This window comes from Sphaerospermopsis aphanizomenoides BCCUSP55 (genome assembly GCF_001586785.1).
GTDB classification, from domain to species: domain Bacteria; phylum Cyanobacteriota; class Cyanobacteriia; order Cyanobacteriales; family Nostocaceae; genus Sphaerospermopsis_A; species Sphaerospermopsis_A aphanizomenoides_A.
The window spans coordinates 20,580-35,550 of record NZ_LUFH02000034.1; the positions used below are offsets into that span (position 1 = coordinate 20,580).

General features: G+C 39.4%; 12 protein-coding genes, 1 tRNA gene and 1 other annotated feature. Of the genes, 10 read left to right on the forward strand and 3 right to left on the reverse strand.

Going from position 1 to position 14,971, the window contains the following annotated elements; all coding sequences use genetic code 11:
* The first annotated feature begins 346 nt into the window (after positions 1-346).
* The 10 genes from A0J48_RS10695 to rplL all read left to right on the forward strand — a co-directional run bounded on the left by A0J48_RS10695 (position 347) and on the right by rplL (position 9,537).
* Positions 347-1,723, forward strand: a complete 1,377-nt coding sequence (locus tag A0J48_RS10695; protein ID WP_200322924.1) for an efflux RND transporter periplasmic adaptor subunit — start codon at positions 347-349, stop codon at positions 1,721-1,723.
* A 66-nt stretch (positions 1,724-1,789) separates the two neighbouring features.
* Complete coding sequence (locus A0J48_RS10700; protein WP_200322926.1) at positions 1,790-5,011, forward strand: efflux RND transporter permease subunit; 3,222 nt, start codon at positions 1,790-1,792, stop codon at positions 5,009-5,011.
* Positions 5,012-5,126: 115 nt separating this feature from the next.
* The gene (gene rplS, locus A0J48_RS10705) at positions 5,127-5,489 is read left to right on the forward strand and encodes a 50S ribosomal protein L19 (RefSeq protein WP_200322928.1); all 363 of its coding nucleotides are present in this window, start codon (positions 5,127-5,129) and stop codon (positions 5,487-5,489) included.
* 169 nt (positions 5,490-5,658) lie between these two features.
* Positions 5,659-5,731, forward strand: a tRNA-Trp gene (locus tag A0J48_RS10710).
* 186 nt (positions 5,732-5,917) lie between these two features.
* The gene (gene secE / locus A0J48_RS10715) at positions 5,918-6,139 is read left to right on the forward strand and encodes a preprotein translocase subunit SecE (RefSeq protein ID WP_200322962.1); all 222 of its coding nucleotides are present in this window, start codon (positions 5,918-5,920) and stop codon (positions 6,137-6,139) included.
* Positions 6,139-6,768: a transcription termination/antitermination protein NusG gene (nusG, locus tag A0J48_RS10720; RefSeq protein ID WP_200322930.1), complete on the forward strand. Its 630-nt coding sequence runs from the start codon at positions 6,139-6,141 to the stop codon at positions 6,766-6,768. The genes secE and nusG overlap by 1 nt, the downstream gene beginning before the upstream one ends.
* Before the next feature lie 6 nt (positions 6,769-6,774).
* Positions 6,775-7,200, forward strand: coding sequence for a 50S ribosomal protein L11 (gene rplK / locus A0J48_RS10725; protein WP_200322932.1), 426 nt, complete (start codon positions 6,775-6,777; stop codon positions 7,198-7,200).
* A gap of 175 nt (positions 7,201-7,375) precedes the next feature.
* A complete protein-coding gene (gene rplA / locus A0J48_RS10730) occupies positions 7,376-8,092 on the forward strand; it encodes a 50S ribosomal protein L1 (protein ID WP_200322934.1) in 717 nt (238 codons plus the stop codon).
* A 108-nt stretch (positions 8,093-8,200) separates the two neighbouring features.
* Positions 8,201-8,369 (forward strand) — a sequence feature (ribosomal protein L10 leader region).
* A gap of 117 nt (positions 8,370-8,486) precedes the next feature.
* Positions 8,487-9,035: a 50S ribosomal protein L10 gene (gene rplJ / locus A0J48_RS10735; protein ID WP_200322936.1), complete on the forward strand. Its 549-nt coding sequence runs from the start codon at positions 8,487-8,489 to the stop codon at positions 9,033-9,035.
* Between the two features lie 112 nt (positions 9,036-9,147).
* Complete coding sequence (gene rplL, locus A0J48_RS10740; RefSeq protein WP_200322938.1) at positions 9,148-9,537, forward strand: 50S ribosomal protein L7/L12; 390 nt, start codon at positions 9,148-9,150, stop codon at positions 9,535-9,537.
* A 145-nt stretch (positions 9,538-9,682) separates the two neighbouring features.
* Here the strand turns inward: rplL and A0J48_RS10745 are convergent, their stop codons facing one another.
* The 3 genes from A0J48_RS10745 to A0J48_RS10755 all read right to left on the reverse strand — a co-directional run bounded on the left by A0J48_RS10745 (position 9,683) and on the right by A0J48_RS10755 (position 14,960).
* Positions 9,683-11,545 (reverse strand): serine/threonine-protein kinase, encoded by a 1,863-nt coding sequence (locus tag A0J48_RS10745; RefSeq protein WP_200322940.1) that lies wholly within the window; start codon positions 11,543-11,545, stop codon positions 9,683-9,685.
* Positions 11,546-11,715: 170 nt separating this feature from the next.
* Positions 11,716-13,260, reverse strand: a complete 1,545-nt coding sequence (locus A0J48_RS10750; protein WP_234300841.1) for a serine hydrolase — start codon at positions 13,258-13,260, stop codon at positions 11,716-11,718.
* A gap of 32 nt (positions 13,261-13,292) precedes the next feature.
* The gene (locus A0J48_RS10755) at positions 13,293-14,960 is read right to left on the reverse strand and encodes a protein kinase domain-containing protein (RefSeq protein WP_200322941.1); all 1,668 of its coding nucleotides are present in this window, start codon (positions 14,958-14,960) and stop codon (positions 13,293-13,295) included.
* Between the last annotated feature and the right edge of the window lie 11 nt (positions 14,961-14,971).

The window sequence follows — 14,971 nt, forward strand, 5'->3', positions numbered from 1 at the left end:
ATCCTCAAAAATTCCAGCTTCATTCCCCTTTAATCGAGCAATTTGTCGTGAAAACCAAACTTTGCATAACTAAATCATGACCAATTACCTATTACTCATTGCTGGCATAATCTTTATACTAACTTTATAATTTTTGATAATCTGAGCAGTTCTATACATCTATATCCTGTGGATATAGTGGGAATTCTGTCAGTTTTATTTGGCTAAAAAAGTAATGCGGAATACATAAATAGCAGAAAAATAGCTGAATTTTGATCGCTATTTTTCGTTATTCATTTCTATTGAAAATCACTTGCTTGCTAAAAACTTTTTGAATACGAATACTTGCCCAATTGGAGAAAAGTTCATGGTTTTGGACAAAAATAAGTCACAAAAACAATTGAAAATACCAACTCCTAAAGTTACCAACCCAGTCATAAATAACCATAATTTATTGATGTTCTGTATGTTACTGCTGGCCTTACTAACAGCCAGTTGTGGTTCATTACCAAAAGAATCAGCCGAAGCCCAATCGAGGCGGCCTGGTGGTAGAGAAAGGGGTAATAGAGAAACATCTGTAGATGTAGCGATCGCTCGGACTAACTTACTACGTCCGCCAGCAGATTATATCGGTAACACCACCCCATATAGAACGGTTTCAGTGCGATCGCAAGTAGAAGGAAGACTAATAGCATTAAATTTAGATGTGGGAGATATAGTCAAACGGGGACAAATCATTAGTCAGTTAGACGACGTGCTACTGATGACCGCATCACAGCAAGCAGAAGCAGAACTAGCAGCCAGTCAATCAGAAGTAGCCAGGGCGATGACACAGGTAAGTAATGCTCAAGCCGAAGTTGAAAAAGCCCGCTTAGAAGTGATCCAAGCTCAATCAGACTCCCAAAGACAACAGCAATTATTGAAAGAAGGGGCAATTTCTGAACAAACCGCCCAACAAACCCGAACCAAAGCCCAAACAGCAGCCCAAGCCCTCAAAGCTACTATTGAACAAGTTAGAACAGAAAAACAAGCCGTAGCCGCCGCCCAAGGAAGAGTATTTGCCCAACAAGCAGCAGTAAAAGCTGCCAAAGAACGCCGTTCCTACTCCCGCTTAATCTCTCCTATCAACGGCGTAGTCACAGAAAAAGTCACAGAACCAGGAAATTTACTGCAACCAGGAAGCGAAGTTTTAAAAATTGCTGACTTGAGCCGAATTAAAGTCGTAGTCCAAGTTTCTGAATTAGAACTAGCCAAAATTCAAGTCGGTCAATCTGTACAAGTGCGTTTAGATGCCTTCCCAGATCAAACAATTATTGGTAGAGTAGAGCGCATTTCTCCCTCAGCTAATAGCACAGCCCGGTTAATACCCATAGAAGTAGTTATTCCCAACAGTGGCGGAAAAATTGGCAGTGGACTACTAGCACGAGTCAACTTTACATCCCCAACACCACAGCGAGTAGTGGTATCAAAAACAGCAATTAATGGCATAGACCAACAAACACAATTAGAAAACACCACAGGGACAATATTTATTGTCCAAGAAACTGACGGTAAAGCCAAAGTCAAAGAAAGATCCGTCACTTTGGGTAAAAAAGCAGACGGTAATGTAGAAGTTCTTTCTGGCTTACAACCAGGAGAAAGTTATGTTGTTCGCAGTAGTAAGCCTTTAAAAGATGGTGAAACTGTCAAGTTATCAATTTTGTCAGAAACAGATTTAAACAAACCGCAAAGACATAATTTGTAAGTTTTTTAGCAGTCTCAACTCTGTCACCTCTCACCTGTCAACTGTCACCTCTCACCTGCTATAAAAATGCAAACAACAAACAATAACGGCTTTAGTATTAGCGCCATTTCTATCCGTCAGCATATCGGTACTCTGATGCTGACTTTGGCTGTAATTGTCATAGGCGTATTTTTCATTATTCGTTTACCTGTAGATTTACTGCCATCAATTACTTATCCTCGAATTAGCGTAAGAATAGACGCACCAGGAATTTCTCCAGAGGTAGCAGTTGATGAAATTACTAAACCTTTGGAAGAATCTTTTTCGGCGACAGAAGGTGTAATTCAAGTTTTTTCTCGTACCCGTGAAGGTCAAGTAAGTTTAGATTTGTACTTTCAACCAGGAGGAAATATTGACCAAGCCTTGAATGATGCTACCGCTACCTTTAACCGTTCCAGAAACAGATTACCAGACACAATAGAAGAACCGCGCATATTTAAAATTGATCCTTCTCAATCACCTGTTTATGAATTTGCTCTTACTTCACCTACTCTGAAAGGTGTTGACTTACGGGTTTTTGCAGAAGAAGAATTAGCCCGCGAATTAGGTGTTGTGCCGGGAGTAGCAGTGGTAGATGTATCAGGAGGAGTAAAGGAAGAAGTCAGAGTCAATATTGATTTAGATCGTCTGCAAGCTATTGGTGTTGGTTTAACCGATATTTTAAACGAACTACAGAATCGTAACCAAGATATATCTGGGGGAAGAATTTTAGGAACTAATTCTGAACCATTAACCCGGACTGTAGGACGTTTTCAAAATGCAGAGGAAATAAATAATCTTTCCTTTGAAGTATCTACCCCTAATTCTCCTCTCAAAAATCGTGTTTATTTGCGTGACTTCGCCGATGTTATTGACGGTTCAGAAAAACAGAGAGTATACGTCTTCCTTGACAGTCAAGAAGCGGTAAAAGTCAGTATTCAAAAACAACCAGATGCTAATACTGTTAGTGTTGTTGATGGAGTTAAAAAAAGGTTAGAAGAACTAAAGCAAGCTGGTGTGATTCCATCCGAAGCAACGTTCACCCCTACCTTAGATGAGTCTATTTTTATTAGAAATTCTCTATCTAATGTCACTTATTCTGGATTGATTGGTTCAGTTTTAGCTGCCATAGCAGTGCTGTTGTTTTTAGGTTCTCTGCGACAAACTTTTATCATTGTTTTATCAATCCCTTTAGCAACTTTAGCTGCTATCATTCTCATGGGATTTTTTGGATTATCCCTAAACATTTTTAGTTTAGGTGGTCTAGCATTAGGTGTGGGAATTGTGGTTGATAATTCTATTGTGATGCTCGAAAGTATTACGGAAGGAATTAATCAATCAAAATTACAGCATCAAACAGCAAAATTACCAACGAATTTAATTATTCAACAAGCAGAACAAAGTAGTCGGGAAGTTGAATCGGCTTTAATTGCTTCCACCAGTACAAACTTAGTTGCCGTATTACCATTTTTGCTGATTGGTGGTTTTATTTCCTTACTATTTAATGAATTGATTCTCACCATTAGCTTTTCAGTAGCAGCTTCAATTTTAATTGCTGTTACGATTGTCCCGATGTTGACATCGCGGTTATTAGCTTTACCAGTTCCTATTTCCCTTACTAATTTTTGGTTCTTCCAAGAATTTAATCGTCGTTTTGATGCAGCTACAATTTTATATGGTCGTTTTTTATCAGGAATATTGCGTTGGCGGTTATTAACTATTGCGATCGCTATTATCGTCTTAGGTGGTGGTGGTTACTGGTTAGCACCCCAGCTTCCTCAAGAAATTCTCCCCCGTATCAACACCGGACAAGTTAGCCTAATTGCTCAATTTCCACCCGGTACACCCCTGGAAACTAACCAAAAAGTCATGAAGGCTATAGATGACATTCTCCGTCAACAGCCGGAAACAGAATATGTTTTTTCTACAGTTGGTGGTTTTCTCTTTGGTAACAGCAGTACCGCTAATCCCCTGCGTAGTTCTAGTACCATTACCCTTAAACCTAACGTCAAAGATGTAGATCGGTATATTGAGCGTGTCACTGAAGAATTTCAAAAGCTGAATTTAGTAGATATTCGCCCCCGTATAGTCCCTGGACAAGTGCGTGGTTTAATTCTTAACAACTCTCCTACTCGTGGTGGTGATGTTGATTTAATTCTCCAAGGGAATAACTCAGACACTTTAGAAAAAGCAGGTCGTCAATTATTAGAGACACTAGAAGAGAAAGTCACCTCAGTCAGATTTCGTCCCGATGCAGATGCAAGACAACCAGAAATCCAGATTTTACCTGACTGGGAACGAGTAGCTAATGTTGGTCTGAATACTAAAGATATTGGTGAAACTATTCAAACGGCAATTACAGGTAGCGTACCCACTCAAATACAACGTAATAACCGTTTGGTTGATGTGCGAGTAGAGTTAAATGAAACTTCAGTCCAAACCACTTCCCAATTAGAAAGATTACCTTTATTTGTAAACGGTAATTACCAAATTCGTTTGAGTGATGTAGCAACAATTAAAGAAAGTAAAGCTCTAGGAGAAATTCAACGAATTAATCAACGTCAAGTCTTCTTAATTGCTGGGAATTTAGCAGAAGGAGCAAGTCTGGGTACAGCTTTAAATCAAATTAATGAAGTTCTTAAAAATGTTAATTTGCCTGAAGGCGTTAGTTTTTTACCCAGCGCCACAGCAGAATCCAATCAACAACTACAAAAATCACTGCCACTGCTAGGAGGTTTGGCAATCTTTTTAGTTTTTGTCGTGATGGCAGTACAATACAATTCTCTCGTTGACCCTTTGGTAATTCTATTTACTATTCCTTTAGCTTTAGCTGGAGGAATTTTTGGGCTTTACATTACCCAAACTGCCATTGGTGCAACAGTAATCGTTGGTGCAGTGTTATTAGTAGGTATTGTGGTGAACAACGCCATTATTATGGTGGAATTAGCCAATCAAATTCGGGAAAGAGAAAAAATTGATCGTCGCACCGCAATTTTAAAAGCCGCACCTCAACGTTTACGTCCCATTTTAATGACTACAATTACCACGGTTTTAGGGATGTTTCCTGTCGCCGTAGGCAGTGGACAAGGATCAGAATTTCTGCAACCTTTAGGTATAGTAGTATTTTCTGGTTTGTCTTTAGCAACGTTGTTAACGCTGTTTATTATTCCTTGTTTCTACACTCTGCTGCACGATTTAATTGGTGGACGCTGGGCAAAACCTGTAGTTATCAAGCTCCGTATCTGGAAGAAAAATTTCAAGAAAGCTTAACCTCAACACCCCTCTCCACCGAAAAATTTGCACTCCACTGCAAATGTGTGGACTCTTAGGCAGTTATGGATTTATGATTGATGATCGTGGGTTTTTTTCAGAAAATAAACAGATTATGAACGCTCAAGAAATTATTCGTTCTATCGAAGCGGAACATATTAAATCCGATCTACCCGCTATCTATGTGGGTGATACAGTCCGCGTCGGAGTCAAAATTAAGGAAGGCGATAAATTCCGTGTCCAACCCTATGAAGGAGTGGTCATCGGTAAACGTAATGGTGGAATTAATGAAACAATCACCGTCCGCCGAGTTTTTCAAGGTGTAGGCGTTGAGCGTGTGTTTTTGTTGCACTCTCCCCGCATTGACAGCATCAAAGTCTTGCGTCGTGGTAAGGTAAGACGTGCTAAACTCTACTATTTACGTGGGTTGTCTGGCAAAGCCACCCGGATTAAGCAACGGTTTGACCGCGCTCTGTGATTTGCTTTCTCCTAGTCATGGAGAACAGGAATTCCAAGCTAAAAGCGGCATCTGCCGCTGATTTGCTTATTGCTAACTTGCTAATTTGCAAAAATTAAGTTACAATCTCAAAAGAATTGTGTTAGACTAGAGAAAGTTCAGCGCAATCACTGAAACAAGGACAGCTTGTGCGCTCTTAGTTCAGTTGGTAGAACGCAGGTCTCCAAAACCTGATGTCGGGGGTTCAAGTCCTCCAGGGCGCGCTCAAAAGCCAAAAATATAGCCCGAAACAAAAACGCATCTGCAAAACTCGCAGCCAGCGTTATTTATTTCGGGTATAATTATTTTTTACTTACAGCTTTCTTGTTTTTATTTAACGGGTTGAAGTTGTAAACCTTGGTGCAAAATAACAAGGTCTAGCTATGTGAGAAACGGGGGGTATGACGACCGTGGCCAAAAAAAACGAAGCAGAAATGCCAGAAACCGAAAATGGGTTTAGCTTAAACAACTTCTTCCAAGGAACAAAAGAAGAACTTGATAAAGTAGTTTGGCCCAGTCGGAAGCAGTTGGTGAGCGAATCAGCAGCTGTGTTATTAATGGTAACTCTCTCCGCGTCTTTGATATATTTGGTCGATGGATTGTTTGCTTGGGCAGCAAAACAGGTATTCTGATGACTTCTGCAACAGACGAACCACGGGATGCTTTGCAGTCAGAGGAAGCACTAGAAGCAGCGATAAAAGAAGCCCGCTGGTATGCAGTGCAAGTAGCCTCTGGTTGTGAGAAGCGTGTGAAGACAAACTTAGAGCAGCGCATTCAAACATTTGATGTAGCTGACAAAATAATTCAGGTGGAAATTCCCCACACGCCAGCGGTAAAAATCCGTAAAAATGGCAGCCGCCAGCATACCGAGGAAAAAGTTTTTCCTGGGTATGTGTTAGTGCGAATGATGATGAATGACGAAACCTGGCAGGTAGTACGCAACACTACCCATGTAATTAACTTTGTGGGCGCAGAACAAAAACGTGGCAGCGGCCGTGGTCGCGGTCACGTCAAGCCAGTACCCCTGAGTAACTCAGAAGTAGAACGCATATTCAAACAAACCAGTGAACAAGAGCCAGTAGTCAAAATTGATATGGCTACAGGTGATAAGATAATGGTGCTTTCGGGTCCGTTTAAAGATTTTGAAGGCGAGGTGATTGAAGTTTCGCCAGAAAGGAGTAAGCTTAAAGCTCTACTCTCGATTTTCGGACGAGATACACCAGTAGAATTGGAATTTAATCAGGTAGAAAAACAGAGCTAAATCCAAATGGCGAAGAAAGTAGTAGCGGTCATTAAACTGGCCCTGAATGCTGGAAAAGCCAACCCAGCACCGCCAGTAGGCCCAGCATTGGGTCAACATGGCGTTAACATCATGATGTTCTGCAAAGAGTACAACGCCAAAACAGCAGACCAAGCTGGAATGGTTATCCCCGTAGAAATCTCGGTTTTTGAAGACCGGAGTTTTACATTTGTACTCAAAACACCCCCAGCATCAGTTTTGATTCGCAAGGCAGCGAAAATTGAAAGAGGCTCAAATGAACCCAACAAAAAGAAAGTTGGTAGCATTACCAGAGCGCAGTTAAGAGAAATTGCCCAAACCAAACTTCCTGATCTCAACGCTAACGACATCGAAGCAGCGATGAATATTGTGGAAGGAACAGCCAAAAACATGGGTGTAACGGTTAAAGATTAGGTGACAGGATTAGGTGATAGGGAACAGATGACAGGTGACAGTAAATAAGCAAAATTAAAACTGCCATCTAGCAACTGACCAATAACAAAATCCAAAATCTAAAATCCAAAATCTAAAATCCAAAATTATATCGGGGGAGAGGTGAAAAACTTCGAGATCACCCCAGGAGCAAAAAATGGGAAAGAAAGTATCACGCCGTTTGCAGGCGTTGTTAGACAAGGTAGAAGATCGGGATTACGCTCCCTTAGAAGCGTTAAATCTGTTAAAAGAGACAGCAACAGCTAAATTCCCCGAAGCCGCAGAAGCACATATTCGGTTAGGAATTGACCCCAAGTATACAGACCAACAGTTGCGGACAACAGTAGCACTGCCTAAAGGTACAGGCCAAATAGTCCGGGTAGCAGTTATCGCTAGAGGTGAAAAGGTAACAGAAGCTACTAATGCAGGTGCTGACATAGCTGGTTCGGAAGAACTGATTGACGAAATCCAAAAAGGCATGATGGACTTCGACAAGCTAATTGCTACTCCTGATGTGATGCCACAGGTGGCAAAGCTGGGTAAGTTGCTAGGTCCCCGTGGATTGATGCCATCACCCAAAGGTGGTACAGTGACATTTGATATTGCTAGTGCGATCGCAGAATTCAAAGCTGGTAAATTAGAATTCCGTGCTGATCGAACTGGTATTGTCCATGTTATGTTTGGTAAGGCATCCTTCAACCCTGAAGATTTGTTAGTCAACCTCAAAGCTTTACAAGAGACAATTGACCGTAACCGTCCTTCAGGAGCAAAAGGCCGTTATTGGCGTACATTCTACGTCTCTGCCACAATGGGTCCTGCGATTAAAGTCGATATCAGCGCCCTAAGAGATTTAAAACTGACTGACGCTGCATAATTTGAGATTTGAGATTTGAGGTTTTAGATTGAGAATCGGTAGATAGGGAATTGAATTTTTTGCTTCATTATCAACCTTTAATTTCAAATCCAAAATCCAAAATCCAAAATCCAAAATTTAATCAAGCCGGAGACAGCAGGTGCTAATAGCTTAAATATCCTGCCGAGGTTGTAATTTTAAGTGACTGAAGTTTTCTCAGTAAAGGTGTGAGAACGACAGCATTAAAACTACTACTGTGAAACCCCGGCAAAGATAGCTGGGGTTTATTGTTTTCGGCAGGTCAGAAAACAGGTGACAGGTGACTGGGGACTGGGAAAATTAACCTTTTGCCTTTTACCTTTTGCCTTTTCCCACTGACCACTAATATGATTTTGCCCTTGGAGGTGAAAAGAGAATGGGTCGAACGTTAGAAAACAAGAAAGAAATAGTAGCTGACCTGAAAGGGACTTTGAGTGAGTCAACTTTAGCATTGGTAATTGATTACCAAGGTCTAACAGTTTCTGAAATCACTGACTTAAGGCGGCGTTTGCGTCCTAGTGGCACAGTTTGTAAGGTGACTAAAAACACCTTTATGGGCATCGCCATTCAGGAAGATGAAAAATGGCAGCCAATGTCAGAACTGCTGAAAGGCTCTTCAGCCTTTTTGCTAGTAAAAGAAGATTTCTCTTCAGCAATTAAGGCTTACCAAGAATTCCAAAAAGCCACCAAGAAGACAGAACTTCGTGGCGGTGTGATGGAAGGTCGCCTGCTGCAAGAAAAAGATGTCAAGGCATTAGGAGACTTGCCATCTAAGGAACAACTCATGGCGCAAATTGCTGGAGCTATCAACGCCTTGGCTACCAAAGTTGCTGTGGGTATCAACGAAGTTCCCAGTTCTTTGGCTCGCTCTATTCAGGCTGTCGCTGATAAAGACAAAGACGGTGCTGAAGCTGCGGCTGAATAAAACTTTTTCATTAGTTGAATGCTGTTAGTTAAAACTAATAATTAATGACTAATGGCTAATAACTGATGACAACCAACAAACAACAAATCAAAATTTTTTAGGAGTTATATCCATGTCTGCTGCAACCGATCAAATTTTAGAACAATTAAAATCCTTGACCTTGTTAGAAGCTTCAGAATTAGTTAAGCAAATTGAAGAAGCTTTTGGTGTCAGTGCTGCTGCTCCTGCTGGTGGAATGATGATGATGGCGGCTGCTCCTGCTGCTGCTGCTGAAGCTGTTGAAGAGAAGACCGAATTTGACGCAATTCTGGAAGCTGTACCTGCTGATAAGAAGATTGCAGTTCTGAAGATTGTTCGTGAAATCACCGGTTTGGGTCTGAAGGAAGCTAAAGACCTAGTAGAAGCTGCTCCTAAGCCAATTAAAGAAGGTGTAGCTAAGGACGCTGCTGAAGATATCAAGAAGCGCATCGCAGAAGCTGGTGGTACTGTAAGCATCAAGTAATTACTAATTCGTAATTCGTAATTCGTAATTCGTAATTCGTAATTCGTAATTCGTAATTATGTAAATTATGGATTATTTGATTACTGAATTACTTAATTAGGGAGTCTGAAATAGACTCCTTTTTTATTGGTAATTTTTAATTGGTTTAACACTGTTTAGCACTGGCAGGATCAACAAAATCATGTAAGTCAGCATCCCAAATACTGATGTAAATAGAATCGCAGTTTTGTCGAATTATTTGACCTTTAATTGCACCTTTCCTAAAAGTAAAATTGTCTGTTTGACGCTGTTGAATTTGTTGAAGTCCTTGTTGAATTTCTGCTGTAGCTTGTCCAGATAATAAACCATTTAAGGTTGTTTGCATGATTTGATGATCTACAGTTCCCGCAAAACCGACTTCTGTTTGTCTGAGTCTACCAGTGTCACGGTCAAATAAATAACCCAGGTCTATTTTATCGGGTACTACTTCATATATAACCGCACGGGTATTAGGCCATAATCCCCTTAAATCTTTTTTTGGTTTACCTAGTGTTGCTTCTACATTGCTTCTTGATGTGCCTGTAGGAAATGCTGGTACACTTTGCCTAATGTTGGTAGCTAATTGCTCTGGTAATTTCTTTTTTTTCTGATCTGGTTTTTTCTTCTCCTCGGAATATGCTTCAACTGAGGGAACTACTTCTGGTTGGGGTTGCTGTTGTTGTATTTCTGGTTCGGGTGTGGGAGTAGGAGTATCTTCAATTACAGGTTCATCAACGGGTGGTGGTGTCAATACCTCAGAAGAATTAGTTTCTGGTATGGGGTTAGAAGTAATTTCTTGTTGAATTGGGAGAGTTGGTGTAGTTACTGGTGTTGAGGGAATTTCCTGTGTAATTGGGGAATTTGTCGGTAAAACTGTGGGGGTTTCGGTTTGATTTGTGACAGTAGAGTTGGTAGCAATTGGGGCTGAAGATTGTTGCTGAGGGTTGGATAATGTTACTGCACCAAGAATACCCATAACCAAGCCACCAACAATAAAAGCGGGTTTTTGCCAGTTAGGAGAATTATTAATTTCTCTGATAACTGGAGTTTTGGCAGGTGAAGATATGGGTTGGTTTGGGTAGCTGGTAGGAGGAGGGGGACTAAGGCTAACTGTGGCACTGGTGGCGGGAGAATGGGAAGATATGTAGTTAGTATTACCAGAATTATAACCAGATTTTAAAGCATAGAGCATTTTACTGGCTGTGGTGTAGCGATCGCTCGGACGTGGTTCAATAGCTTGAGTGAGGATCTGCACCATTTCTGGTGATATTCCTGTTGCGTATTGCTGCCAAAGTATTTGTCCTGTTTGGGGGTGAGTTTCTAATTCTTGGGGTTGTTTACCTGTAAGTAAATAAATCGCCGTTAAGCCTAAACTATAAATATCAGTAGCATATACTGGGCGACCGATGGCTTGTTCACTAGGCATATACCCAGGTGTACCTATGACTATTGATTGTATGGGATTGCCTGAAGGATTAATGACGGTACGGATAGTTTCTTTAACTGCACCGAAATCAATTAAAACTGGTTTGTTATCGTGGGAGCGTAGGATGATATTATCTGGTTTTATATCTCGATGAATGATGCCTTTGCTGTGGACATAATCTAAAACCGACAGCAAACTGACAAGAATTTCTCTAACTATAGTTTCGTTTAATTTGCCTTGTGATTGGATAATGTTGGTGAGGGTATGGCCTTCAATCCATTCTTGTACAAGGTAAAATTTACCGTTTTCAGGGAAATAAGCGTAAAGTTTGGGGATTTGATCGCTGGTTTCTCCTAAATTTTCCAAGATAGCGGCTTCTCTTTCAAATCTTTGTTGAATTAGTGTAGAGGTTGCTGGATCATGGTTAATTGGTTTTAGTTCTTTAATGACAAAGCGACGACGGGATGGTAGATGGGTATCTTCTGCGAGAGAGGTTTCCCCAAAGCCACCTGCACCCAGTACCTGAATAACTTGATAGCGGTTGTTTAACAGTTTTGTGGTCATGAAACGTTACACGCGAGATCCTTTCCCAATGTATACCAGATACTCTGACGATGTAGCGATGGGATGTTTCCTAGTGATTTACGATTTTGCAGAAATCAGCTTTTCACTTAGCATATACGCTAATGCTTTGCCGCCCTCGTTCATAATGGCGTTATATGCTGTCGTGATGATTAACGGTTAGAGTCTGTCATCCGATCAAAAACAAATTTAGACATTTCTGGAAAAATTGTTCTGCTTTTACTATAGGCTGGATCATCACCAAATATTGCTAGGATGTAACGAGTTTTACCATCTGGAGTAGCTACATACGCTACTTCTTGTCGAGAACTCGTTGTCCAACCTGCTTTGGATGCAAATTGCACTTTTTCATTAGCTAAACCTTCACCTAAAAAGTTTTCTACTGGATTAAATTCATCTGGATTTGGTGGATTTAATTTCCAAACTTCTGGACGTAAATCTCTGGTTAGTAAAACCAACATTTTTTGACTATATTCTTTTCCTACTGCTTGTCCTGTCAGAATTTCATACATTAGTCTTGCTGCATGGAATGTGGTGATTTTATTTCTAATTGGTTTTTGGGGATTATCTCCACGTATTTGCAAGTCTGTTCCTTGAGGTTCATTAATTTGTAAATAGGTGATGGGAAATGTTTTTTGACTGATATTAATATCTTGATAGTTAGCTTTTTTAAAAAAAACGTTAATACTTTCACGCTGTTGTTTCCACTCAGAAAATCCCTCTTTTCCTAGTTTTTGTTTGAGAGATTGAGCATTAGTAATACGATCTATTATTCTACTCGCTGCATTATTATCTGATTTTAGAATCATTTCATTTAAATCAGCATCAAGTTGAGACTCTGGTTGAATCAACCCTGAGTTTATTTGAGCTTCTAGAACTACCATCCAAAACAATTTCACAACACTAGCAGGATAACGAGGTGTCTTTTGTTTGTATCCAGATATAGTTTGTTTATTTACATCTATTAAGGTGATTGATAAATTTTCTACTGGTAAGTTTTTACTGTTAGCTAATCTAGTTAAATCTTGGATGATTTTTTCTAATTTTTGGCTTTCCTGAAAATTAGGTGGATTAATTACATTATAAATAATTTGTTTATAATTTTCTAATTGTAAACTAGAGCTTTGAGTGTTTGGTAAAATAGGATTCCGATCAATAGGAATATTAGTTTGTGGTTCAGATACAGTTGGTAATGTTTGAGATTTAGATTGTTGATTAGATGATTTTTGGGTATTTTTGATTGGTTGATTATTGTTACGATTATTAAATAATGTACTCATCCAAAATAACACAAGTATGGAAATTACTACCAAAGAAGTAAGTCCATAAAATTGCCACTCAGATAGTTGAGTAAGTCGAGATTTACGGATAATTTTTCTGTAACCAGATGAGTTGATATGTTGTCGAGTAGATTGTTGAGTTTTAATTTGTGATTTTCTTTGAACTTCATCATTTTCTAAATGTTCGATATATTTTTTGAGTTCAATATTCTGTTGTTGTAATTGAGCAATAATTTGATTAGCATTGTTTAATTTTGCTTCTAGTTCAGCTATTTTATAATCGCGGATTTCTGAATTACCTTGTGATTGTTGTTCCACAAAAATACACCTTGGTGCTAAATAGTTTACTGGCTTAATCAATGTAGGAGGAATATAATTGTCGATATTTGACATATCATCAATTATTATTCCTTCCATACTTTCGTTGAGATTGTTTTTAAAGTGAAAATTTATTTATAATTAGATATTTTGATGTCTCCATTTTCATATTGTAAATCGTAGCTAGTTGTTGATGTAAAAAGACCTGATTGTGTTTTATCTACACTTCCACGACTACTATAAAGTGTGCGTTGTTCTGTAACTACGACTACAATTGTTGCATTACTGCCACTGGAAACAAAATCATTTACCGCTTGGATCTTTTGTACACCATATACCCAATAAGCTCCGTTTCTTCTCAACCAATCTACAGAACTAAGACAATCATCTTCATTGTTACCTCTGGCAATACAACCGTCAGGATCATCTGTTTTGGTAATAAATTTTGTATAGACTGAACCTGTTAACAATTGCGCTCCCAATTCTTTATTATAAGGAGGAGCAAATATTTCTCTTTTAGCTGCTAACCATCTTTCTAATAGTGCTATAGCTGCTTCTTGTGAAATATAAGCAGTTGTTCTTGATTGTATGGGTTCTGGAGTTGATGATTCTGGTGTAATAGTAGGAGTATTTGCCGTATTTTGGGGGGTAGTATTTGTATTCTCTGAGGGAGAATTGGTTGGTTGTGATGTGTTATTACTAACTGTTTGTTGTGGTTTATTAACTATTCCTAATACCCATAAACCAGCTACTAGAAATGTTCCAATTACACCACCAATAATTACAGCTTGTTGCCAAGTTCCTAAATTATTAGCAGCAGGAACTGGATATTGGGTTGGAAGATGTGGTTGATGGGATGGTTGTGAAGTTGGGGGAGATGTGACTGTTACTGGTGGAACATAAGCTGGTGTTACAGGTGCAGCAATAACTGTAGGTGTAGATTGGGGAATGGGTACAGTGGGTGCAACGGGATTGGTAAGAGTTTGTAAAGCGGTCAACATTTCCCTAGCATTTGAATAGCGATCGCGCGGATGATAAGCAATAGCTTTGTCTAAAATATCCCCAAAAGTAACATTTAAATAGGGTGCAAAATGTCGCCACAAAATGTTACCCATAGTTGGATCGGTTGGTAACTCTTGGGGGATTTTACCTGTAAGTAAATAAATTGCTGTTAATCCTAAACTATACAAATCACTAGAAAATACAGGTCTTCCTACTGTTTGTTCCATCGGCATAAATCCCGGTGTACCAATCACAATAGACTGAGTAGAATTTCCAGAAGGACTCATTTCTGTATTCATGGTGACTTTGACAGCACCAAAATCTATTAATACTGGTTTGCCGTCAGAAAAACGCAAAATGATATTATCTGGTTTAATGTCTCGATGAACTATGCCTTTACTGTGAACATATTCGAGAATTTGCAGGATGTTGATTAATATTTCCTTAACTGTAATTTCATGAAAAACCCCTTGCTGTTTTAATTTCTCGCTTAAAGTTTGCCCTTCAATATATTCTTGAACTAAATAAAATTCTCCACCTTCACAAAAATAAGCATATAACCGGGGTATTTGACTATTGCGATCGCCTAATTCTTCTAAAATGGCCGCTTCTTGCTGAAACCGTTCTTGCACCAGTTGGTATACCTGGGGATTGTTCACCACTGGGATGAGTTGTTTAATCACACACCTTTTATTAGAAGGCATTTGGGTATCTTCTGCTAAAAATGTTTTCCCAAATCCCCCACTACCCAGTATCCGCAACACCTGATAACGATTATTTACTAGTGTCTGAGTCATAACAGTTCACT